The organism is Parasphingomonas puruogangriensis, from assembly GCF_036663635.1.
GTDB lineage: Bacteria > Pseudomonadota > Alphaproteobacteria > Sphingomonadales > Sphingomonadaceae > Sphingomonas.
Window position 1 is genome coordinate 50,682 of sequence record NZ_JAXOJI010000002.1, and the last position, 23,567, is coordinate 74,248.

19 protein-coding genes and 2 pseudogenes are annotated in these 23,567 nt (G+C 64.5%); 12 read left to right on the forward strand and 9 right to left on the reverse strand.

Annotated elements, in window-relative coordinates:
* Positions 1-672: 672 nt before the first annotated feature.
* Positions 673-990: a hypothetical protein gene (locus U1739_RS05835; RefSeq protein WP_332705007.1), complete on the reverse strand. Its 318-nt coding sequence runs from the start codon at positions 988-990 to the stop codon at positions 673-675.
* Positions 991-1,274: 284 nt separating this feature from the next.
* Between U1739_RS05835 and U1739_RS05840 the strand changes: the two genes are divergently transcribed.
* Both U1739_RS05840 and U1739_RS05845 read left to right on the forward strand, forming a co-directional pair.
* A complete protein-coding gene (locus U1739_RS05840) occupies positions 1,275-1,769 on the forward strand; it encodes a YciE/YciF ferroxidase family protein (protein ID WP_332705009.1) in 495 nt (164 codons plus the stop codon).
* A gap of 209 nt (positions 1,770-1,978) precedes the next feature.
* Positions 1,979-2,149 (forward strand): annotated as a pseudogene (locus tag U1739_RS05845) (exodeoxyribonuclease III); the annotation flags it as partial.
* A gap of 397 nt (positions 2,150-2,546) precedes the next feature.
* Here the strand turns inward: U1739_RS05845 and U1739_RS05850 are convergent.
* Together U1739_RS05850 and U1739_RS05855 are read right to left on the reverse strand one after the other, a co-directional pair.
* Complete coding sequence (locus U1739_RS05850) at positions 2,547-3,191, reverse strand: response regulator (protein ID WP_332705011.1); 645 nt, start codon at positions 3,189-3,191, stop codon at positions 2,547-2,549.
* A 4-nt stretch (positions 3,192-3,195) separates the two neighbouring features.
* Complete coding sequence (locus tag U1739_RS05855) at positions 3,196-6,219, reverse strand: sensor histidine kinase (RefSeq protein ID WP_332705013.1); 3,024 nt, start codon at positions 6,217-6,219, stop codon at positions 3,196-3,198.
* 590 nt (positions 6,220-6,809) lie between these two features.
* Between U1739_RS05855 and U1739_RS05860 the strand changes: the two genes are divergently transcribed.
* Together U1739_RS05860 and U1739_RS05865 are read left to right on the forward strand one after the other, a co-directional pair.
* Positions 6,810-7,412 (forward strand): winged helix-turn-helix domain-containing protein, encoded by a 603-nt coding sequence (locus tag U1739_RS05860; RefSeq protein ID WP_332705015.1) that lies wholly within the window; start codon positions 6,810-6,812, stop codon positions 7,410-7,412.
* Between the two features lie 829 nt (positions 7,413-8,241).
* On the forward strand, positions 8,242-8,853 hold the full coding sequence (locus U1739_RS05865; RefSeq protein WP_332705017.1) for a winged helix-turn-helix domain-containing protein: 612 nt from the start codon (positions 8,242-8,244) through the stop codon (positions 8,851-8,853).
* 59 nt (positions 8,854-8,912) lie between these two features.
* On the opposite strand, the gene U1739_RS05870 is transcribed toward U1739_RS05865, so the two are convergent.
* Positions 8,913-10,127, reverse strand: coding sequence for a copper resistance protein B (locus U1739_RS05870; RefSeq protein ID WP_332705020.1), 1,215 nt, complete (start codon positions 10,125-10,127; stop codon positions 8,913-8,915).
* Positions 10,124-12,049 carry a copper resistance system multicopper oxidase gene (locus tag U1739_RS05875; RefSeq protein ID WP_332705023.1) on the reverse strand — a complete coding sequence of 642 codons (1,926 nt, stop codon included), beginning with the start codon at positions 12,047-12,049 and terminating at the stop codon, positions 10,124-10,126. Before U1739_RS05875 ends, U1739_RS05870 begins: the two co-directional genes overlap by 4 nt.
* A 600-nt stretch (positions 12,050-12,649) precedes the next feature.
* On the opposite strand from U1739_RS05875, the pseudogene U1739_RS05880 reads away from it, so the two are divergent.
* The 4 genes and pseudogenes from U1739_RS05880 to U1739_RS05895 form a co-directional block, all read left to right on the forward strand.
* A pseudogene (locus U1739_RS05880) lies at positions 12,650-13,021 on the forward strand (SDR family NAD(P)-dependent oxidoreductase); the annotation flags it as partial.
* Positions 13,012-13,503 carry an SDR family NAD(P)-dependent oxidoreductase gene (locus U1739_RS05885; protein ID WP_332706551.1) on the forward strand — a complete coding sequence of 164 codons (492 nt, stop codon included), beginning with the start codon at positions 13,012-13,014 and terminating at the stop codon, positions 13,501-13,503. The pseudogene U1739_RS05880 and the gene U1739_RS05885, both read left to right, overlap by 10 nt.
* Before the next feature lie 206 nt (positions 13,504-13,709).
* Entirely contained in the window at positions 13,710-16,115 is a 2,406-nt protein-coding gene (locus U1739_RS05890) for a glucose/quinate/shikimate family membrane-bound PQQ-dependent dehydrogenase (RefSeq protein ID WP_332705026.1), read from the forward strand.
* Between the two features lie 27 nt (positions 16,116-16,142).
* On the forward strand, positions 16,143-17,489 hold the full coding sequence (locus tag U1739_RS05895; RefSeq protein WP_332705030.1) for a carbohydrate porin: 1,347 nt from the start codon (positions 16,143-16,145) through the stop codon (positions 17,487-17,489).
* Positions 17,490-18,237: 748 nt separating this feature from the next.
* On the opposite strand, the gene wrbA is transcribed toward U1739_RS05895, so the two are convergent.
* From wrbA to U1739_RS05915, 4 genes are all read right to left on the reverse strand, one after another.
* Positions 18,238-18,840, reverse strand: a complete 603-nt coding sequence (wrbA, locus tag U1739_RS05900) for an NAD(P)H:quinone oxidoreductase (protein ID WP_332705033.1) — start codon at positions 18,838-18,840, stop codon at positions 18,238-18,240.
* A 142-nt stretch (positions 18,841-18,982) separates the two neighbouring features.
* Entirely contained in the window at positions 18,983-19,828 is an 846-nt protein-coding gene (locus U1739_RS05905; RefSeq protein WP_332705036.1) for an NAD(P)-dependent oxidoreductase, read from the reverse strand.
* Entirely contained in the window at positions 19,825-20,754 is a 930-nt protein-coding gene (locus U1739_RS05910; protein WP_332705039.1) for an SDR family NAD(P)-dependent oxidoreductase, read from the reverse strand. The genes U1739_RS05905 and U1739_RS05910 overlap by 4 nt, the downstream gene beginning before the upstream one ends.
* Positions 20,755-20,807: 53 nt before the next feature.
* A complete protein-coding gene (locus U1739_RS05915; RefSeq protein ID WP_332705042.1) occupies positions 20,808-21,587 on the reverse strand; it encodes an alpha/beta fold hydrolase in 780 nt (259 codons plus the stop codon).
* A 231-nt stretch (positions 21,588-21,818) separates the two neighbouring features.
* Between U1739_RS05915 and U1739_RS05920 the strand changes: the two genes are divergently transcribed.
* Genes U1739_RS05920 through U1739_RS05935 form a run of 4 tightly spaced genes read left to right on the forward strand, consistent with a single transcriptional unit; the run spans position 21,819 to position 23,549 of the window.
* On the forward strand, positions 21,819-22,169 hold the full coding sequence (locus U1739_RS05920; RefSeq protein WP_332705045.1) for an SH3-like domain-containing protein: 351 nt from the start codon (positions 21,819-21,821) through the stop codon (positions 22,167-22,169).
* A complete protein-coding gene (locus tag U1739_RS05925) occupies positions 22,166-22,807 on the forward strand; it encodes a nitrile hydratase subunit alpha (protein WP_332705048.1) in 642 nt (213 codons plus the stop codon). The genes U1739_RS05920 and U1739_RS05925 overlap by 4 nt, the downstream gene beginning before the upstream one ends.
* On the forward strand, positions 22,804-23,145 hold the full coding sequence (locus tag U1739_RS05930; RefSeq protein WP_332705051.1) for a hypothetical protein: 342 nt from the start codon (positions 22,804-22,806) through the stop codon (positions 23,143-23,145). The genes U1739_RS05925 and U1739_RS05930 overlap by 4 nt, the downstream gene beginning before the upstream one ends.
* Positions 23,142-23,549 (forward strand): DUF302 domain-containing protein, encoded by a 408-nt coding sequence (locus tag U1739_RS05935; protein WP_332705054.1) that lies wholly within the window; start codon positions 23,142-23,144, stop codon positions 23,547-23,549. Before U1739_RS05930 ends, U1739_RS05935 begins: the two co-directional genes overlap by 4 nt.
* The last annotated feature ends 18 nt before the right edge of the window (positions 23,550-23,567 follow it).

Genomic DNA, 23,567 nt, shown 5'->3' on the forward strand with positions numbered 1-23,567 from the left:
AATCCGACGACGAGGAAGCCCGCCATCTGCAGATCCGTTCTGAGACGACGATGGCGCGCAATAGGAGAGTGCGTCGATCAGGCCCCGCGGAAAGGCCCACCGCAATCCGCTGGAACACGTTCCGTTCGGATAGCTGAAGTCTACTTGCCGCATGGCACCGCGGCGGCGGCATCGTGCCCGCCTGAATGGGGCAAACCGGGTCCTGCCTAGTCAGGATACCGATGGGCTCCAGACGGCACGAGACGCTGAGCAACACTTTGCGACCATTCAGGACGATGTGGCCGAAATCATGGCGCTTGCGGTAAAATCGAGCTATCTTCGGTTGGTCGCAACGTGACCGTTGACAGGGGATCGACCATCTCCCGCGCACGATCTCCGCAAATACGCTGTGCTGATCCCGCCTAGACCGGTCGCCAGCGGTCGTGGCGCATTCGCCGGACCCCGGCGGTTCCGACAGTAATCGGCCAAGGTGCCAACGCGAGCCAGAGTCCGAAGACAAACGAACCTCAACGGAGGCCTTGCGACGTCGATCGCCTCACCATCGCGATGGACGACATCTGGATCTGACAGGCACCGACGACCACCGAAGACGACCGACGACCACCGAAGACGACGTTGAAACGCCGGCCGCCCTACGCGCAAAGCGATTGTCCGCCCGCCGAGACTGCCGCGTCAGCGGACCTGCGGCGGTGCCGACCACATCTCGGCGTCGTCGACCTGCGCACGCTTCGAACGTTTGTCGTAAAGGCAGAGCTTCGACATCGAAGAGCCCCGGGTCCGGTCAGATACCAGCATGGCCACCGTCCCGATGCGGTCGTCGAAACCCACGATGGTCGAGGCGCGGTAGTTCCGAATGCCGCTGGCCGCCACGCACGCCCGTGTCACGCGGGCATTGAACTCCCGCCATGCGCCATCGCCCGAAGCGGTGGCCGGAGAAACTGAGGCTGCCATTGCCAAACAGATCGACGCGGAGATGATGGGCAAGCGCATAAAAATTCCTTTTGAATAAATCGCAGCGGTTAGGTGCTACGGACAAGATGAGACATGAACGGAGACTGCTACCGGTCGAGCCGGAGCGGCAGCGCGATCGCCGAACCATGTTAGACAGGACGGAGACCCCGCGCCCGAACCTTGGTCATTGCATCCGACGGTCCTGAATACCGCGTAGCGGCGCCCCTGCCCTCCTGCAGACGGGCGTTTTTCGTCCTCGCCATCGTGCGCTGGAACCATAACCATCAGCGTGAGCTTAGGCATCTTAACCTGAGGAGGCTCAAATGGCTGAGAAGACACTCGAGACGTTGTTTCATGATACGCTGCGCGACATCTACTATGCCGAACGCAAAATATTGAAGTCCCTGCCCAAGATGGCCCGCGCCGCCCAGTCGCCGCAGCTCAAGGCGGCATTCCTGAAGCACAAGGACCAGACCGAGGGGCAGATCGAGCGGCTTCAGCAGGTGTTCGAGATCATCGGCAAGCCGGCGAGGGGTAAGACGTGCGACGCGATCGAAGGCATCCTCGCCGAGGGTGATGAGATCATGGACGAATACAAGGACAACGTCGCTCTCGATGCCGGCCTGCTTGCCGCTGCGCAGGCGGTCGAACACTACGAGATCACCCGCTACGGCACGCTGAAGCGCTGGGCGAACGTGCTTGGCCTGCCGGATGCCGTCGCCCTGCTCGATGAGACGCTCCAGGAGGAGTCGCAGACCGACGAGGATCTGACGACGATCGCCGATGCGTCGGTGAATGCGGAAGCGCTCAACAGGTAGTCGCATCGTCAATATTCGTGCCCAGTCGCGGATTGGGCACGGATATTCGATGCGCTTCATCATCAGGCAGGCTCGTCGCGCTCCCTCCCCGACAGCCGTCCGGAGGCGGCATTCGGCTAGTACGCGCCGTCGCACAAAGCGATCCCGACAACTTCACCGCCGCGACGTCCAGAGCGCAGCGCAAGGGACGCATCTTCGTCGAATATGGCCGCAACGCCGGGCTGCGGATCGACCATCTACTGCTCAGTTCGGCGCTTGCCGACCGCCTAGTCGATGCGCAGGTCGATCGCGACGTGCGCGGCTGGGAGAAGACCAGCGACCACGCACCGGTGTGGATCGAGCTCGCCGACGCCAAGGCGAAGCAAGCGAAGCGCACCTGATGCCGCCGCGCAGCGCCGGCAGCCCCGAGGCGTTCACACTCGTCCGGGCGGCCCATCAGCAGGCCTTGCGATTCCGACGATCACCTTGACGACGGCTGATCTGCTAAGCGACTGGTCGGCATGGGGTGCCGGTTCGACTGCGGCATGTAGTCCGCCCGATACCGGAGCCCCCGGTGCTGGGGGAGGGAAGAATGCGGTGGGTGAGAGACAACGGCCTGCTGGCGGAAACTCCGGCCAATCGAGACAAACGCTCTGGATTGATTACCTTCGAAGCCTTTTTCGATACCAGGCCGGTGTGATCCGCTGAACAAATCGCGATAATACACAGGAGACACGGCATGGCCGCGGTGGACTGTTACACCGAAGGACATGTCTCAAGGCCGAGTGCGGTCGCCGATCAGAGATCTATCACGCCCCGCCTGAGGGCTGCGGTCACCGCATGAGTGCGGTCGTTGACGTCGAGTTTGGAAAAGATGCTTCGCAAGTGCGCCTTCACCGTATCGTCCGATATCGTCAAATCCCAAGCAATCGTCTTGTTCGATTTGCCCTCCGCGACAAGTCGAAGCACCGCGATCTCGCGTGCCGTCAGTGAGTCGTCCGCCGAATGGACAGCGATATCATGCGCAATAGCCGGCGGAAGGAACTTTCGGCCCGAATGAACTGTGCGGATCGCCTCCAAAAGCTCGCGCCTGAGCGCGCTCTTGAGCAGGTAGCTCGCCGCGCCCGCCTTCAACGCCCGGACCGCCTGCACATCACCTTCGTAGGTCGTGAGAACGATGATGCGCGCGCCGGGCGCGGTTTCTCGGATCCGGCTGATAGCCTCAATGCCACCCATCAATGGCATTTGCAGGTCCATGAGGGTGACATCGGGTCTGAGGCCAGCGAACATCGCCACCGCCTCAATGCCGTTCGCGGCCTCACCTATCAACGTCATGTCCGGCTCGTGCTCGACCATGCTGGAGATGCCGTCGCGAAGCGCCGGATGATCGTCCACGGTCATGATGCGGATGGGACGCCCCGAAGAGGATGGAATGGCTGCCATAGGCCTACCTGAAAACCTCCTTGAAGCGTTCTGCGATACTGCGCTTCCCGGTGCGATACGCAAGACGATCCGGCACGGAAACGCAGATCTCAGTTCCTTGCCCTGGGGAGGTTGCGAGCTCAAAGCGCCCACCGGCTCGCTCAGCCCGCTCGCGCATGCCGGTAAGGCCGAAATGTCCGGGGCGCTCACCGCGCCTGGCGATGTCTGGAGGAAGGCCCGCCCCGTCATCCCGGACGCAAAGGCGCATGTGAGTGTCGTAGAAAACCTCGACCTCGATCCGCGTCGCATCGGAATGGCGCATCGCGTTGGCAATCGCCTCCTCACCGATCCGGAGCAGCTCCTCGCGTACCATTGGATCGAGGGCCCGCACGTGACCCTCGACGGTGACAGTGGTCGGGATGCTGGAGTGTCCACCGAGTTTGCCGGCCAGCGCAGTGATACTGGCTGCGAAATCCGCGTCGTTCCCTGCGAATCGGAGGTCGCTCACACGGACCCGGCCTTCGTCCAACACGTTCTCGGCGTGCTCCAGTGCTTGGTCCAGCGATGCCCGCAGGGCGCTGTCGCTGTGATCCGACATCCGATTGGCAACCGACTGGAAGCGCAGGACCAGTCCCTGGAACCCTTGCAGAAGGGTATCATGCAGTTCCCGAGCGATACGCTCGCGTTCCGCCAACTTGGCCTCAAGGCGGTCGCGGACCCGCGCCGTAAGCTGGCGTGTGCGAACCGAATAGCCGGCCCACAACATCAACGCGGTGATCGCCGCGCACAGGACCACGAACCAGGACGATTCACGGAACGTCGGCGGAATGGTGATCTTCAACGTCGCACCAGAACGGTTCCATACACCATCGTCGTTGGCGGCCACGACCTGGAAGCGGTAGGTGCCGGGTGCCAGGTTGGTGTATGTGGCACGGCGGACAGATCCGGCCGCGAGCCAGCCATCGTCTGCACCGTCCATGCGATAAAAGACGCGAACCCGTTCGGGGATGCGCAAACTGGGTGCGGCGAAACCGATCGTGACGCGGGCGCTATCAGGCCGCAGGACGACATTGACCGGATCGGTAAAGGTCCGTCCATCCGCCTCCAGCGATCCGATCACGACAGGCGGCGGGACTGGGTTGCGGGGGAGGCGGGCAGGGTCGATCCAAACCGTGCCCCCGGACGTGGCGAACCAAAGGCGGCCATCCCCGCCCCGGACTGCGTCCCGCTTCCCATCACGAATTACGAGACCGGGCACGCCATCTCGGAAATCGAAGACGGTGACGGGCGGAGCGCGCGCTGGATCATCGAAAGCACGCTCGAGCGCCGCGGTAGCGACCCGCACGATGCCGTGACGCCCGATTAGCCAAGTCTCGCGGTTGGGTGTCGAAACTATTCCGGTCACGGAACCGAAAGCCGGCGTCCTGGCAACGCTAAGAAAACTGACCCTGTTCCCTCGCCATCTCGCCAAGCCGAAGCCGCCGCCGAGCAGCATGGACCCAGGCACTTCGTAGAAGGTCCTGAGTTGGCGCAAGGCGCCAGGACGTCGGATAGTGAAGTCGACGTAGCGCGGATGGTCATAAAGCCGTAGCGACTGCACCGAGAGATAGTAGAGCAAGCTGCCATCGCGGCGTCGGACGATGGGCATGGCACCGCCCGTCTGTTCGCGCTCTCCAACCGGCAACAGGGTCCAAGAACCGGCTGCACGCCTGAAGAGCCCCTCCACCGCCGTCATAAAGAGCGTCCCTCGGCGGTCGACGGCGCAATCGGTGATGGGCTGGCGGGATGTCGGCTTGGCCAGTTCGCCTGCGTTGCCACTTCCAAAGCGCACGATACGCCGTTGCATGACCATCCAGACCGTGCCGTCCGGCGCCTCGCACATCGCCTCGGCTTCGCCCATGTCGGAGAGCACTCGCTCCGGGGCTCCGTGATGCCGAACACGATAGACGCCATCCTGCTGCCCAAGGAACACGTCGCCCGTCGAGGGAGCTAGGAGAACGGTGCCGAACATCGGAACCTTGGTCAAAAGCGGCTCCGTTATGACGGCTGGGGCACGGAACCGTTCGAGCCCTCGCGACGTGCCCACCCAGATGCTGCCCTCTTGGTCTTCGATGATCGCTCTCACCTGATCGGCTGTGAGCGATGTGATCTCGCGAAGCGTGTCAACCTTGGCGGCGGCGGCGGCAGCCGTGCGCTCACCCCCCACGGTGGGATGCCGCACCTTGTAGATGCCAGCTTCCGACGATTTGCCCCAAAGGTTGCCATCCCGATCGAAGAAGGCGCGCACGCCTCGGGGTCCATAGGGTGCCGGGTAGGAGACCGACGTCATCGCCCTGCCCAGGGCACGAGCGCCGGCCTGATCCGCCACCCAGATATTTCCGGCCGCGTCTTCCGCGAACGCAGCGTGACCGACTGGTTTGTAAGGCAGTCGGTCAAATCGGCGGCTATCCGGACGCAGCAGGAAGCTGGCGTAATTCGTGCTCAAGAGGAGCGCTCCGCTGCGCGCGACGAACAAGTCGTATGCCTGTTCGACCGGCAGACCCCAACCGCTCCCCACCTCCTCCCACTTGCCACCGACAAATCGCACGAGTTGGTGATCGCTGCGGCCCAGGAGGCCCCAGATCGCGCCGTCCCGCCCCTGACGCAGCTTCTGGACGAACTCCGTAGGTCGGGGGAGGTTGGTGTCACGGAGAACGCCCCCCGAGTATCGGGCGATACCACCTGCCGCGTAGCCGACCCAAACGCTCCCGTCCCGTGCCACCAGCACAGCGGTGACCGATGATCGGTCGCCGATCTGACGGTCAGGCAACACAGGCGCGAAGCTGAGCCCGTCGAAACGAAACAGGCCTTCACTCGTGCCAACCCACAAAAACCCATCCCTGCCCTGGGCCAACGCGTTGACCGCACCTGGCAGACCATCATCAACGGTCCAGCGCGTATGCTTGTATTGCGAGATCGCGATGTCGGAAGGCAGAGCAGTCGCAGGGCGTGCTAGCAATGCCACACACGACAGGACGATCAGGAATAGCCTACCTCGGGCAGAATACATTGCACCCACCATGCAACGCGGCGGAACCGCATTGCCTATCCTGTTACCACGGCGGGCCAACGTGGCACCCTCCCAAATAGGTGATGTGAGCGTAGCCCATATGGCTATTCTTCAATATGCTGTGTTCGACTAACTAGTCTCAGATGAAACATTCGACGCGTGCATACCCCGCTGGTGTTGGCGGAGTTGGACTTCTGCTGCTGCGCGCATCCGCGGCCCTTCTCCTGCTGGCCCTCGCCTTCGGTCATTCCCCACGTAGTAACGTGGCAGCCACGTTTCTGGGTATCGCCGCCTCCGCACTGTTGCTCGGCATCTGCTCACGCTCAGTCGGCTTCCTCGCAGCGGTGCTTTCGGTGGCGATGTTGACCGGGATCGACCCGGCCACGAACCTCGCCGAAATAGCGGCGGTCCTTGCGACCTCGTCCGTCGTCCTGATGGGTCCCGGCGCCTTTTCGGTAGACGCAGTCCGGTTGGAGCGCAGGACCATCAGGGTGAACGACGCTCCGCCATAATGTGCAGCTGCCGCATACCCCATCCAGGCTCCTGCTTCACCCGGGTTGGCGCTAGATGTCGGGCAGGAGGAGCATACCATGACCGACTTGGTTGACGTAGCGGGCTCGCAACCGCCATCCTTGCTGGAGAAGATCGGGGAGATCGGCAAGCCGCCGGTCAGCGACGGAATCTCCCGATTCGGCCACTTCCAGGTCCTGCAAAGTTCGCGAACACTCGTCTGCCGGGGGCAAGTAGTCGACGTGGGAGGCCGCGCCTTCGATCTCCTCGTCCTATTGCTTACTCATCAAGGGAAGATCGTCAGCAAGTCGGCAATCATGAAACACGTGTGGCCGACCACCACTGTCGATGAAAGCAATCTGCGGTTCCAGATAACCTGCCTCCGCAGAGCGCTCGGAGAGGAGCGCGATCGCATCAAGACGGTCACGGGCAGGGGTTATCTGTTCGATCCCCAAGATACCAAGACAGCGTTGGAAGGACCACACTACCGCGCAGCGCGCACTCCCAACATCGACTATCTGGACCGTATGCCAGCCATAGTGATAATCGATGAGGACCCGGACAATCGGGCGGCCCTGCACCGCCTGCTGCAACCGATCCACGCATACGTCCTGTCCTTCGGTTCGGTCGAAGCTTTCCATGACAGTCAAGCGGGCGGCGGGGGCGGACCAACCTCACACTAGCGCCGCTTTTGAGCCGACGCCCAGTCGCCCCATAAACCGGCCCTCCAGGAGCGAAGTTGCCAATCGTCAGGCCGGTCGGGGTAGACCGATCCGCATGCGCCGTCCGCCCGAACCCCCGCCAGCCCTTTTCGCTGCTTCGGCTCGTCGCCCGAAGTGATCCGCCTGGTGGCGATGTCGTACGTGCGGTTTCGCCATCGCAGCATCATCGAGCCGCTGTTGGCTGTATCGACATTCGCCGTGAGACGGTTCGGATGTGATGGAACAACTCGCCCGACGTTCGCCAGTGACATCCTCCGGCAACGTATCTCGCCATACGCGGCTTCGCCACCAGCGCTGCCACCTCGGCGAGATGTCCGTGAAACCCAACGGCGAGACGGTCTCCCGTTGGCCAGCGGTGGGTCCCGAGGCGACTTACCGAACGGCTACATCATCCGGCCCACGACCATGAGCCTGCGCACGCGAAGGCCGGCGCGATCACGGTACAGTGACCGGCGGCACACGCGATATCGCTAAGGCAGCTTGGATTGGCTCGCTAACAATGGACACGAACAGCGTCCTTGCCGCTAGCCTCGACAAGGCTAGCGGCGCTGGCACATCGCCGTCGCCTGCTACTGCGCGTAAACAAGCGAGGGGGGCGGCACGTACGGATCACTATGCCACGCTGAAGCGTGCTTGAAGGCGCGTAACACCGCTTAACAACGCATAACTTTGGGAACGGGGCCGTCGGCCGCAGAGTAGGGCCGCCGTGATCCAGATTGGTAGCTGCAACCGCAGCAGGTGAACCCCTTCCGAACTGGGCCAAGGATACGATAACTCGTAGGAGGTCGACATGTACAATGGCACGTTTCAGCCTATGAAATTCCACCTCAGCCCAACCCCGCCGGAAAGCGAGCTCCCTGATGGCGGGGCTTCGATGGCGTTCGGTGGATACCTCGCCCTTCCCAGCGCTCGGACGCTGCTTCTCAACGGAAATGCCGTAAACCTCGGAGCGCGTGCCTTCGACCTTCTCATCCTCCTTCTAGCATCGAAAGGGACGATCGTCAGCAAAGAGGCGATCATGCAATACGTCTGGCCGACCACCACGGTGGACGAGAGCAATCTGCGCTTCCAGATCACAAGCCTGCGCCGCGCGCTCGGCGAGGAACGCGACCGGATCAAGACCATAACAGGCAGGGGCTACCTTTTCGTTCCCGACGACGCCCAAGTTGAGGCGGCGGCAGGACCTTCCGAGCGGACCGGTCACATGCTCGACATCCCTTGCGCCACCCGGAAGCCCGCCATCGTCATCATCGACGAGAATCCAGAGAACCGGGAGGCGCTTCGTCGTCTGCTAAAGCCATTCAACGCCGACGTCACGTCCTTCGTCTCGATAGAGGCGTTCCGCAACAGCCGGTCGTGCTCCGGGCCTCGCGGGGTGACCCGATCCTCGAAAGATCGATGATCGGCGCCAACTGGCGCAAGCCTACCAGCGGCGACATGAACGCGGGAGCCTGCGGTCGCTTAGAACCAGATCCTCACGCCAGCGGCGAAGCTGAAACCGCCAGTGTCGCCGCCACGTGACCTCGTGAAGCGAGCGGTGTCGCCGAATTGCCGCTCCCATGAAACGCCGATGTAAGGCGCAAACTCGCGGGACCTCTCATATCGCAGCCTCAGCCCGAGTTCGAGGTCGGTGAGACCCGACCCGATGCCGTCCCGTCGCACGTCCTGGGCGGCGAAATTGGCTTCCACCCTAGGCTGGAGCACGAAGAACTGCGTCACCCGTTCGTCGTACCAAGCCTCGGCTCGACCGAGAACGTCACCTTGGTCGGAGAGGAACACCGCACCTTCGACATCGAACCAATAGGGAGCGAGGCCCTCGATCCCGATCGTCGCGTAGGTGCGCGACGGGTTCGGCTTGAAATCGTAGCGGACACCCGCCTGAAGATTCCAGTACGGGTCGATCGCTCGGCTATAGAGTGCCTGCACCTCGGCTGCCTCGAGCGGCTCGCCGAATGTGCCTTCGCCCTCGCTCTTCAGGGTGAGGCGGTTGACGTCGCCCCCGATCCAGGCCTCGCCATCCCACCGATAGCCATCCCCGCCGCTACGCGCCTGATATTCCGCGAGGTTGAAGAGGATTTGGTAGTAGGTCATTCCGCCATGCTCGCGGCGCAGGTTCCGGTTGGCTTCGTTCGTGGCCGCTTCGCCATAATAGCGGGACGCGGCGAGCGCTGTGGAAGGGGCAGGCGCGGGAGCGTCGCCCGGCTGCAGGTCGGTGCCGGCAGGCGCCGTCGCCATCCCCGGCATCGACGACATGTCATGCTGCACGCCCTGGCCGGGTGCCATCTCCATGCCGGGCATCGCCGACATGTCATTCCCGGCGCGCTCGCCTGTTGCGGTAGCGGGAGTGGAGGCGGAGTTCATGTCCGGCATTTGCGGCATGTCGTCGCCGGCGTGAGGATCGAGCGCGTTCGCACCGCTCATGTCCATGCCGGGCACCGCGTTTCCGGCGTGCGCATCGGCGGCAGGCCCGGTGACTCGCTCCGCTGGCGCTTTTCCGGGAACCGCCTTCGGGACCGACGCCTTCTTGGTAGCGGGTCTCGATCTCGCGACCGGTTTCTTCGCCGGCATCTTCATGCTCGGCATGCTCATTCCCGGCATCATCGAATGGTCCATCTGGGCCGTCGCCGGCGCCGCGGAGACCAGAGCGCCGATCCCGGCGAGAAGCAGCGCCTTCATGCCGCGTTTCCCTTCGCCGAACGAACCTGGACGACCTGCATCATGCCGGCATGCATGTGATAGAGCAGGTGGCAGTGGAACGCCCAGTCGCCCTCGTTGGCGGTCACGTCCCAACTGACCTTGCCGCCCGGCTGCACCATGACGGTGTGCTTCCTCGGGCTGTAAGCGCCATGCCCCGTAACCAAATCGAAGAAATGGCCGTGCAGGTGGATGGGGTGACCCATCATCGTATCGTTGACCAGCGTGACGCGGACGCGTTCTCCAGCGATGAACGGGATCGGTGCCTTCACCTCGGACAGCTTCTCGCCGTCGAGCGCCCACATGTAGCGTTCCATGTTGCCGGTGAGGTGGATCTCCACCTCGCGCGACGGCGCTCGCAGATCGGGATTGGGATCGACCGCGACCAGATCGCGGTAGGTCAGCACGCGGTGCCCGACGTTTTCCAACCCTTGGCCGGGCTCGCCCGTGCGATCCATCGGCATCGGCGAGATGGTCTGGACCCCTGGCCCCCTCTTCACGCCCGGCGCATGTGAGAAGTCGCGCATGTTCATGTCCATGCCGGCCATGCCGGCCGCCGCCATACCGCCTGCGGCATCCGAAGCCCCCGCCATTCCCGGCATGGCAGCCGCCGACTGCATCGCGCCGTGATCCATGCCGGCCATTGCGCCGGCACCGGCGGCACCATGAGCCATCTGCGAGTGATCCATCGCAGCGGCTGGCTTTCCGGCCGTAGCCATCGATCCATGATCCATCCCGGGCATGGTGCTGTGGTCCATGCCCTGCATCGTACCGCCGCCCGACATGTCCATCTCCATCCCCATGTCCTTCATGGTGGCGATGGGGCGCTTGCGCAGCGGGGGGACTTCCGCGGCCATGCCTGCGCGGGGGCTAAGCGTCGCGCGCGCCATGCCGGATCTGTCGACGCTCTCGCCGACCAGCGTGTACGCGCGCTCGTCCGCTGGGGCGACGATCACGTCGTAGGTCTCGGCCACGCCGATCTGGAACTCGTCGACCTCGACGGGGCGGACATTGACGCCGTCCGCCTGGACGACGCTGAGCTTCAAGCCCGGAATTCGGACGTTGAAGGTGGTCATCGCGGACGCGTTGATGACGCGCAGGCGCACCCGCTCGCCGGGGCTGAACAGCCCAGTCCAATTGTCTTGCGGACCGTGTCCGTTGACGAGATAGGTATAGGTCGACCCCGTCACGTCAGCGACGTCGGTCGGGTCCATGCGCATCTTGCCCCAATCGAGGCGATCCTCGAGCGGCTGATCCTCGCCCTTGACCAGCCCGGCAAGCGTCTGCTGCTGCCGGTTGAAGTAGCCGGCCTGCTTCTTGAGCTTCATGAAGATGCGGTGCGGGTTCAGTTGGCTGTGGTCGGACAGCACGATGACGTGCTCCCGATCCGCCTGGATGCGGTCGACGCCCTTGGGGTCGATCACGATCGGGCCGTAAAGCCCCGTCTGCTCCTGCAACCCGGAGTGGCTGTGATACCAATAGGTGCCGGCCTGCACGATCGGGAACTCATAGGTGAAGGTCGTGCGCTTCTCGATCCCGGGGAAGGAAACGCCGGGCACGCCGTCCATCTGGAACGGCACGATCAGGCCATGCCAGTGTAAGGACGTCTGCTCATCGAGACCGTTCTCGACATGCAACCGAACGGTCTGACCTTCACGCAGCCGGATCAGCGGGGCCGGCACGGTGCCGTTGATGCCGATGGCATGGCTCTGCCGCCCGTCGACCGTCATCATCTGGTGTGCGACGCGAAGCCGGATGTCCTCGCCCGACACGGTGGGGAGAGCCTTTCCGATACCGGCGGACACGGGCTGCGCCCATGCCGGCATATACGCCGACAGCGCGACGCCGCCTCCCGCAAGAGTGGCGCCGCGCAGCAATTGGCGGCGATCTAGAACCCGCGACATGGAAGCTCCTTGCGACTGGACCGCTGCCGGCCCATTTCACTCTTCACGCACCTATGCGATCCGGCGTCGTCATGTTCGTTAGACGTTGCGAGGTCCTGATTGCCGGCGTGACCACAAATGGCCACGCGATACTAAAAGAGACCGTCCTGCTCGTAAAATTCCACGACAGCCGGTCCGGCACGGGACGCAGAGCTGGCGGTGCTCCCCATCCCCGAAGGTCGACCTCGCCCCTCCCCACGCCGCACCGACCGGAAGCCACGATGAAGTCCGGAGCGGCACAAACGCCGCCGTTCGCCAATGGCGACCCGACAGCGGCGTCGGTGCGAAGATGCGCCCGAAGCGGGTCCGTGTTGCGAGAGCAACCGTCCGACCTTGTTGGTCGCGGGCACGATGCACGTGGGCAGACGCGAGACGCCTAGCTCTGCGGCGTCGAGACCGAGACCGAGACCGAGACCGAGACCGACGATGGAGCGCTCACGATCGACGCTCGCGACAACTAACGAACCCTCCGTCGTCCTCACAAGCCCGCTGCAGGAATCCCCGTATCCTGCCCAAGAAGGATCAGCGCTAGGACAGCGCGCCGACCGAAGGAGTGGCAAGATGACTGATACGATACTGATCACTGGTGCCTCTTCCGGCATTGGCCGGTCGGCGGCGCGCAAGTTCGAAAGCGAAGGCTGGAACGTCGTCGCGACGATGCCCGACCTTTCGGCGCCGCATGGCGTGTCCGAGTCCGAAAAGCTGATCATCTTGCCGCTCGACGTGCGCGACCCAGCGCAATGTGCGCAGGCCGTTTCCACCGCCGCCGCACGGTTCGGCCAAGTGGACGCACTGCTCTCAAATGCGGGATACGGCCAATATGGCGCGTTCGAAGCGATCACCCCTGAGCAGATACAGAACCAGTTCGACGTCAACGTGTTCGGGGCGATGAACATTCTGCGCGCGGTGCTCCCGGAGTTCCGATCGCGGCGGAAGGGACTGGTGCTGTCACCAGTTCCGCCGGCGCAAAGGCCGGCCTTCCTACATCCGAGCTCTATATCTCGAGCAAATTCGCGCTTGAGGGCTTCTTCGAATCCATATGGTATGAACTGCGGGCCGTCGGCGTGCAGGTGAAGCTGATCGAGCCCGGCGGCGTCGATACCGGCTTCCACGAAGTCGCCGACCAACGATCCGCCGCAGGAGGCGGCATCGACGCCTACGAGCAAATCTATCGAAAGATCGCCGCGAACCGTGATCGGATAATCGGGTCAGGCGAGCTCGTCAGTCCCGAGGAGGTCGCTGACGCCATCTTCGGGGCCGCCAGCGATGACACCCCCCGACTCCGCTATGTGGTGGGCAAGGACGCCGAAGCCCTCGTCGCCGCCGTTCGCGAAAAGCCGGAGGCCGAAGTCCTTGGAATGATAGCGAGCCAATATGGCCTTTCCGAACTCGCTCCCGCCCAAGCCGGAACTTAGGCTCCGGAACTCATCGACCACCAACTAACCGGTCCGACGAGCGCCTCGATGCCGATCCCGCACCAGAACGTATGCGGACGACTGCAATAGCGGTCGCGATCTGGCCGCGTCGCGAGTTTCTCCGATGCTCGAAAACGTCTTCCACGTCTCGGTCGTCGCACGGTCCTGAACCACTCACCCCCATCAACGCGAGAAGGTGACGATCGGTGGAAGTCTCCCAAGCGGCGCCCGGACACGTCGAGCGCGAACTCGCCCGCCCAGGCGCATGGGCTCTGATCTCGGCCTTTTCCTGCTTGGGCATGGGCCTCATTCTGACAGCGGCCGGAACTTCGCTCGTTACGCTCGGTGGATCGATCTATTACCTGATCACCGGCCTCGCGCTGGTGGTGAACGGCTTGCTGCTATGGAGCGGGCACCGCCTCGCTTATCCCGTTTATGCGGCGATCGTGCTCGGCACGATGGCGTGGGCGCTTTTCGAGGTTGGCCTCGACTTCTGGCTGCTGGCGCCACGTGGCGACATCCTCGTTCCGTTCGGCTTCTGGCTCCTGTCACCGTGGGTGGTCAGATCGTTCCCAGACCGGGAGCGGCCATGGCGGACGCCGCTCGTCGGCGTCCTCGTCGCCTCGCTGGCGGTCGTCGGCATAGCGGTCGCCAACACGACCGACGACCTCGCCGGAAGCCTGCCCACCACCATCGTAGGCGCACCGCCCCAGACCGACGCCGTCGTGGTGCCGGACGACGAATGGCATGCCTACGGCCGGACGGGCGCCGGCGATCACTTCTCGCCGTTGAAACAGATCACGCCGGCGAACGTCGCGAAGCTCCGGGTCGCCTGGACGTTCCGGACGGGCGACACCAGGGGCCCGAACGACTCCATCGAGACCACGGATGAGGTTACGCCGCTGAAGGTTGGCGACAGCGTCTATCTGTGTTCGCCTCATCAGAAGGTGTTCGCGCTGGATGCTGCGACGGGCAAACCCAAGTGGGTGTTCGACCCACAGGTGAAGGACGACCCGACCTTCCAGCACCTCACCTGCCGAGGCGTCTCCTATCATGCGACGATGGCGGGCGCCCGAACCACGGAGGGCACGCCCGCGCCGGCCGAATGCCCGCGGCGGATCATCCTGCCGACGAACGACGGGCGGATGTTCGCGTTGGATGCCGCGACCGGCAAGCCGTGCGAAGCCTTCGGCCAACGTGGTCAGATCGACCTGAAGGACGGCATGACCGTCAAGCACAAAGGCTTCTACGAAGGGACTTCGCCCCCGGTCGTCACCCGGTCGATGGTCATCATGGCCGGCGCCGTGGTCGACAACTACTCGACCAACGAGCCTTCGGGCGTGGTTCGGGGCTTCGACGTCCACACAGGCAAGCTGGTCTGGGCCTGGGACTCCGGCGCGGAGGACGAGAACGCCTTGCCGTCGCCCACCCATCAATACACGCCGAATTCGCCGAACAGCTGGTCCATAGCCGCCGCCGACGAGAAGCTGGGTCTCGTATATCTGCCGATGGCGAACCAGACGCCCGACATCTGGGGCGGCAACCGAACGCCGGTGATGGAGCGCTATTCGAGCTCCTTGGTCGCGCTCGACATAGCGACCGGGAAGCGTGTCTGGTCGTATCAGACCGTCCACCACGACCTATGGGACATGGACCTGCCGTCGCAGCCCAGTCTGCTCGATCTGCGCACGCCGAAGGGCATCATCCCGGCGATCTACGTGCCGACCAAATCGGGAAACATCTTCGTCCTCGACCGGCGCACGGGAAAGCTGATCGTCCCCGCCCCTGAGCGACCTGTGCCGCAGGGCCCTGCCCCCGGCGATCGCCTGTCTCGCACGCAACCCTTCTCCGACTTGACCTTCCAGCCGCAGAAGAAGTTGACCGACGCCGACATGTGGGGCGCTACGATGTTCGACCAGCTCGTCTGTCGCATCCAGTTCAAACGCCTACGCTACGAGGGCCCGTTCACCCCGCCGAGCCTGCAGGGGACGCTGGTCTTTCCGGGCGACGTCGGCATGTTCGAATGGGGCGGAATAGCGGTGGACCCGAACCGCCAGGTGGCCATCGCCAACCCGATCGTCTTTCCGTTCGTCTCCAAACTGATCCCGCGGGGACCGAACAATCCCGCCGCACCCAACGCCACCCATCCCCCCGGCAGCGAAACCGGCGTCCAGCCGATGTATGGAGCGCCCTTCGGCGTGCAGCTCCACCCCTTCCTGTCGCCGCTTGGCTTCCCCTGCATGGCGCCACCCTGGGGCTACATGGCTGGGATCGATCTCAACACCAACAAGATCATCTGGAAGCACAAGGTCGGCACGACACGCGATTCAGTCGTGCCCTTGCCGCTCAAACTCGGCATGCCGATGCTCGGCGGAACGATGGCCACCGCAGGAGGCGTCACGTTCCTCACCGCGACGATGGACAACTACATCCGCGCCTTCGACGTCACCACCGGCAGGATGCTCTGGCAGTCACGCCTGCCGGCGGGAGGACAGTCGACGCCCATGAGCTACGCGCACGACGGCAGGCAGTACGTGGTCACGGCAGCCGGCGGCCACGGCTCGTTCGGAACCAAACTCGGTGACTACGTGATCGCCTACGCCCTGCCCTGAGTGGCCGTACTTTCGAGGAGGCGATGAATGCCGCACGGAACAATGCGCGCTCTCACCGTGATATGGATCTCGGCTTTGGAGCCGTCGCTCGTGCTCCCGGCTTTCGCACAGAGCGGACCTGCTGCCCGGATGGAGGAAAGACCCATCCATCACCAGCACGGCATGGATGCATCCGGGAACCTCTTGGGCGAGTTGGGCGGGCTGCGGCCCCGCCTGCGCGAAGAGGGCGTCGACCTCGCCGCGGGATACGTCTCGGAGTCGGCGTGGAACGTGCGGGGCGGCGAGCGTGAACGCGTTCGGGAGACGGGGCAGTTCGCGGTCTCGGCCACCATCGACACGGAGAAGATCGCCGGGCTCGCCGGCGGCACGTTTCGGGCGACGGTCACATATCGCCGCGGCGTGGACCTCGGGGCCGCCGCGGGGCTGAAGGTCCTTCAGCAGGTGCAGGAGGTCTACGGACGCGGTCAAACCTGGCGGCTGACCCAGTTCTGGTATCAGCATCGCTTCGCCGGGGGACATGCCGACCTCAAGGTTGGGAGGCTCACCCAAGGGGAGGACTTCGCCGCCTTCTCCTGTGATCTCCAAAACCTGAGCTTCTGCGGGTCCCCGCCGGGCAACGTGGCTGGAGACTATTGGTACAACTGGCCCGTAAGCCAGTGGGGCGCGCGCCTTCGGGTGAGGAACGATCGCTTCTACGCGATGGCGGGCGCCTACGAGGTGAACCCGCGCAACCTCGATAACACGTTCACGATCGGGTACCTTCACGGCGCCAAGGGCGTTCTCGTGCCCCTGGAGGTCGGCCATACGCCACGGCATGGCCCAAAGGGCCTTCCCGGCAGCTACCGAATCGGAGCCTGGTATAACACAGCCACCGCCGACGACGTGGGACTGGACGTCAACGCCCAACCGCGCGGCGTCACCGGGCTCGCACCGTTGAGGCGGAAAGGTCGGTATGGAGTATACGCACAATTCCAGCAGCAGCTGACCGGCAGCGTGAACGATGGGACCGATGGGCCCAGGACGAAGCGCGGGCTCTCGGCGTTCCTCAACGTCACCCAGACCGACCGTCGGACGACAGTGACCGACAATCAGGTCGCCGCGGGGGCGACCTATAAAGGCGCCCTCGAGCTACGCCCCGATGATGAGGTCACGATCGCGATCGCGCGAACGAATGTGAACGCAAACGCGCTCGCGAGCCTCGCGCCCGGTTCGCCCAGACCAGACGCTGAATACGCTGCCGAGCTCGCCTATTGCCTACACCTCGTTGATTGGCTGACCGTGCGGCCAAACCTTCAATACGTCGCCAATCCGGGCGGATTCAAGGAGGCTCGGGATGTGGTGATCTTCGGACTAAAGGCGTCGCTGACGCTCTGATTGCAGATCGTCGGATGGCTTTACGGGATGGAAGGTCGCTGTGGGCGACGACGTTCGCCAACGCCGCCGCCCGGGGTTCGCCTCCAAGTGCAGGCAAGTAGCGTATCGGCCGTTTCGGAGCCTCGTGCAGTCGGTGGCCGCCGAACCGGAAGCAGCGCCCGACAGAGGCTCGGCGTCGGTCATCATTCCGAAATCTGTGTCTGCAGCCGTCGATGGCCGTTGCAGCTAAATGGCGAGATCGATCGCCCCCTCGGCACCTCCGATTCCATGCCGGGGCGCCGAAGGGCCGATCCCCCGAGCTCCGGCGGCACCGGCGAAATGCTCGATGTCCTTCTGCATGAGGATTGGAGATGTGCGGCCGCCGTTGCATCGATCTGGGTGCCGATCGCTCGCAGGATAGCTCGATCCGCGGCCGGCTCCGATCACATCCTGAAGCATCGGAAGGTCCATCCCGAGCTGGCTCGCGATATTTAAGACGTGGGTCTCGGGGGGCGGGGAATGTCGTGGGAACCGTTGCACTGCCGCTGGGTCGGCACATCGGCCAAAGCGCCGGGCGCTGCCGCCGCACTCGCGGTGGCCGCCCGCGCCGCCGCCCGGTATCCGGCCATTCCCGGGAGATAGCTTAAGTCGCCACGTTTCGTGACGACGCCGCCCCGCCCGCCTTCCCGCTCTATTTCCCCCGTCTGCCCGACATGTGAAACGGCCGGCCGGGCACCCGACCGGCCGTTTCAAACCGCAAATCGAGGTCTCAGGCGATCTGCTTGGCCGCCACTTCAGCGATGCGCTGGCCCTGGTAGCGGGCACCGTCCAATTCGCTCGCGCTCGGCTGCCGGCTGCCATCGCCATCGGCGATCGTGGTCGCGCCGTAAGGCGAGCCACCCTTGACCACATCGACGCCCATTTGCGCCTGAAAACCATAATCCAGCCCGACGATCGTCATGCCGAAATGCAGCAGGTTGGTGATGATCGAGAACAGCGTCGTCTCCTGACCACCATGCTGGCCAGCGGTCGAGGTGAACGCGCCGCCGACCTTGCCGTTGAGCGCGCCGCGGAACCACAGGCCGCCGGCCTGATCCAGGAACGACGCCATCTGGCTAGGCATGCGCCCGAAGCGGGTCGGCGCGCCGATGATGATAGCGTCATAATCGGCCAGCGCCTCGACGCTTTCGATCTCGGGATGCGCGGTATCCGTCTTGAACCCGGCAGCAGCGACGGCGGCGGCAGGCGCCGTCTCGGCCACGCGGCGGATATCGACCTCGGCGCCACCGGCGCGCGCACCTTCGGCAACCGCATCAGCCATCTGCTCGATATGGCCGTAAGACGAATAATAGAGAACGAGTACCTTGGTCATGAGATGTTCCTTTGTTGAATGACGCACGTCGCCCGGGTCATCGCGGGGTGCCCTCGCGGGGCGGGCCGTGTCGCCGAATGGGCGCTGCCCCGGCATGACCATGGAGGTCACGAGCGGCTCCGACATCTGTGTTTGCAAGCGTCTATGACCGTTCCAGCTTGGTGGCCAGATCGACCACCTCCCCGGCACCGCCGATCCCCCTGTCGCGAAGCTCCGACGGGTCTATCCCACGGCCTCGGACGGCATCGGCGAAATGCTCGATGTCCTTCCGCATGAGGGACTGGAGATGCGCGGCTGCCGTCGCGTCGATGTGAGTGCCGATCGCTTGCAGGATGGCGCTCGATCCGCTGCTCACGGCGATCACATCCTGAAGGAGACGAAGGTCGATGCCAAGCCGGCTCGCGACGCCAAAAACATCGGCCGCGTTCTTCAGGTTGGTCATCGTCAGCGCGTTGTTGAGCAGCTTCGTGAGCTGTCCGCTCCCGACCGGGCCCATGTGGGCGACCTTGCGGGAGAAACTGTCGAACACCGGCCGGCAGCGTTCGAACGCGCCATGGTCGCCGCCGACCATCGTCGTAAGCGTGCGTCCGATCGCACCGGGCCGCCCGCCGCTGACCGGAGCGTCGAGGAAGGTGACGTCCTGGACCGCGAACGCCACCGCGAAGCGCTCGTTCTCCGTAGGATCTCCCGTCCCGTGGTTCACGACGGTGCTGCCTCGCCGAAGCGCGTTGAGCAAGCCATGCTGATCCATGAGATCGTCGATGTCCTGATCGTCCCGCAAGCACAGCGCCAACAAGTCTACGCTCCCAGCAAGGGAAGCCAGATCGCCGTGCCGCTCGAACTTGACGCCGGACAGGGCCTCGTAGGACTGCGGCCGCCTCGCCCAGACATGAAGCGGGAAACCCGCTTCCGCAATCGCAACGGCCATCGGACCGCCCTGATCGCCCAATCCGACGAATCCGACGCGTTGGGTATGGTCGGGGCTCATCTGCCCGCAGCCTCGATGAGCCGCAGCGAAACGTCCCACAGCCGGGCGGCATTGTCGGGATCGAGCGCGTAGGCGGCATAGCCACCCGTGAAGTCCGTAGGACGCCTGGCGACCTGTTCCGCTTCGTTGCAGTCCTCGAAATAGCGGCCGCTCACGCCTTCCAGCAGAGGTGACGCCGCAAGCAGGACGGTCGTCGCAGCGCCCTGCTCTGGCGTCTTCCTGCGCTCAACGGGGGTCTTCAGGCCGCCGGTGTGCTTCTGGAGCCCCGTCGCGATCGCGCCCGGATTGAGCGCGTTGGACAGGATGCCATCGTCGGCCCATCGTTGGGTGATGCCAACTGAAAGCAGCGCGGTCGCGGACTTCGATTGCCCATAGGCACCGATGGGCGTGTAGGGAATGAAGTCGAACCCCAGGTCGTCGAAGATGACGGGAGAGAAGAAGTGCCCGCTTGAGCTGACCGATACGACGCGGGCGCCGTTCGCCGCGGCGAGGGAGCGGTGCAGCCCCAGCGCCAGGGCGAAGTGACCGAGGTAATTGGTGCCGAATTGAAGCTCGCACCCCTGCGGCGTCCGCTCGAGTTCCGGCACGGCCATGACGCCGGCGTTGTTGATCAGGACGTGGAGCGGACCGGACCAGGAGTCCACGAACGATTGAACCGAACGCAGGTCCGCCACGTCAAGCGGCCGCACCTCGATCCCCTCGTTGCCGGTGGAACTGCGGAGCTCCTCGACCACCGGACGCACCGCTTCCGGACGCCGAACGGCCAGGGTGATCTCGGCGCCCGCACCGGCCAGAACGCGTGCGGTCTCCAAACCGATACCGGCCGCGCCGCCGGTGACGACGATCCGCTTGCCAGTGAGATCAATGCCGCCCGCGACTTCCGCGGCCGTAGAATGGAATCCGAAGGGGGTGATCAGACGCTGCATGATTTCCTCGTGCGTAGATATGCGGTGGGGCAGGATCCCGAGGGGCATCCCATTCACGGAGCCGCGGCGGCCCGTTCGATCATGGCGGCGACCTCATCGGGGTGGGAGATCATGACCACGTGCGAGGCGCCTTTGACCTCGACCGCCTCCTTTGCCCCGGCGCGTTTCGCCATGAAGGCGTGAAGCGTGTGCGGGATGTTCCGGTCCGCCGATCCCCAGATGAACCAGGATGGGAGCTTCTTCCAGGCGCCCGGTCCAGCGGGCTCGCCCAAGGCGCCCACGGTGATCGGCCGCTGCGTCGCCGCCATCTGGACCGCGTTCGCCGCCGGAACGTCCGCCGCGAACTGCTTCCAATACTTCTCCTGCGCGATGTAGACGTCCTTGGAGCCGTCAGCCTGGGGGATCGGCGGGGTGAGCGTCTGCCCCAGCGTCCCGGTCGGGAATTGGTTGCCGAGCGATACGGCGCTTTCGCCGGCCTCCGGCGCGAATCCAGCGACGAAGACGAGGCCCTTCACGTTGTCGCTGCCCTCGGCGGCCATCGAGATCACCCCGCCACCGTAGGAATGCCCGACGAGGAGCACTCGTCCACGCACGTCGCGCACGATGCGCGCGACGTAGTCGGCGTCGGTCTTGAGCCCGCGGAGCGGATTGGCGGCCGCGATCACCGGATATCCGTCCCGCGCAAGCTTGGCGATGACCGAATTCCAGCTCGACGAGCCGGCGAAGGCGCCATGAACCAGGACGATGGTGGTCGACTTCCGGGCGCTCGAGGCGTCTCCCGGTGGGGCCGCGCCTGCCGTGCCAACGATGCTGATCGCCGCGATGATAGTCATCAATCCGCGCATCTCCAATTCCTTCTTTCCACGAGGTTGCCAAGGCGCCCGCACGGCGGAGCCAAACGGCCCATCCTCGGCGGTGCGGCCAACATGCAGCTCCCGCCCGCCGCCGTCGCGTTAGACGTTGCGAGATTCCGATTGCCTGACCGGGCGCCGATAAACGTGCGATTCTGAAAGCGGTCGATCGTGCGCCGGTGTCAAAACGCCTCTTATGAACGGAGAGCGTCGATGGACACTGGAACTGAGGAAGAGCCCAACTTCGCGGGCATCGTCCTGGCGGACGGGGAAGCACCGATCTTCGGGCCGGGCGACCGGGTGCGGGTCCTCGATCGGCGCCCCGTCGGCCATTACCGTGTTCCGACCTACCTGCGGGGCAAGACGGCGTCGGTCGAATCAGTGATTGAGCCCCCCGGCCTGAACAACGAGGAGGAGGGGTTCGGCCGGAACGCCGGACGGAAGCGTCACTATTACCGCCTCTCGCTGCCCATGGTGGAGGTCTGGCCGGCATATGCGGCGTCACCCCACGACACGCTGAAGATCGAGGTCTTCGAGACCTGGCTGGAAGGGATCCGCAAATGAACCCACACGACCATCCGCACGAACATCCGACCGACGAGGACGATCAGCCTCCCGGCTATTACGAGATCATGGAAATCGCCGTCCGCGAACTGCTGGCGGAGAAGGGCCTCATCCAACCCGCGGAGATCCGCCGGCAGATCGAGGTCCTGGACTCGCGCACCCCGGCGCTTGGCGCCAAGGTCGTCGCACGCGCCTGGGTCGACGACGCCTTCCGCGAAAGGCTGCTCGCCGACGGCCGTGCCGCCTGCGAGGAGCTGGGCATCAGCTTCTACGACGACACCGGGCTGATCGTGCTCGAGAACACGGCGGAGGTGCACAACCTGATCGTCTGCACCCTGTGCTCCTGCTATCCCCGGCCGGTCCTCGGTCTACCGCCCGACTGGTATAAGCAGAAGCCGTATCGGGCTCGAGCCATCTCCGAACCGCGCGCCGTGCTCGCCGAGTTCGGCACCATCATCTCCGATGACGTCGAAGTCCGGGTCAGCGATTCGACGTCCATGGTCCGCTTCCTCGTGCTGCCCCGCCGACCACCCGGCACCGAGGAGTTGAGCGAGGAGCGCCTCGCCGCACTCGTCACCCGCGACGCGATGATCGGCGTCGTTCCTGTCTATGCCGAACTCGAAAAGGTGCTGTCATGAGTGAGGAGTTGCTGACCCGTCTCCCCAACGACGTCGGCGGAAGCCCCGCCGGTGCCGTCGACCGACGCGACCACGAGCTGGCGCCTTGGGAGAAGCGGTGCCACGCCCTGGCCGACGTGCTCGACTTCCACAAGATCATCAACACCGAGGAGAAGCGGCGCGGCGTCGAGTCCCTCGGCAGCGAGATGATCGGCAAGCTGAGCTATTACGAGCGGTGGATCGCAGCGTTCGCCAACATCCTCTTCCAGAAGTGCGTGTTGTCGCCGGAGGAGCTGGCCTTGCGGATGCAGGAGGTCGAGCGGCGCTCGGTCGGGTCGACGCCGGACGCACGGCGATGATCGAAGGTCTGAACACGCGCGCAAGTGGTCACGGATGGGTGGAAACGGTCCGGCGCGTCCTGCTGGCGCTCGACAGGAGAGGGCTGCACGTCTTCGCGCGCATCGATCATCGAGCCGCCGCTGAGGCGGCCGGCTTGACGCTTCCGCCAACTGAGGTGGTGGTCTTCGGGGATCCCCGCGCCGGGACCCCGCTGATGGGCCTCGCCCGCACGATGGCGATCGACCTGCCGCTGCGCATTTTGGTGTGGGAGGACCACGAAGGAGCCACGTGGCTCTCCTGCGACGAGCCGAGCTGGCTCGGACGGCGCCATGGTCTGGAAGTGGACGCCGCCGAGGTGTTGGAGCGTATGGATCAATCCGTCGCGGCCATCGTCGCTGAGGCGGCCGAAACCGGTCCGCGGTGAGGAGGTGTTTGAAGCTAC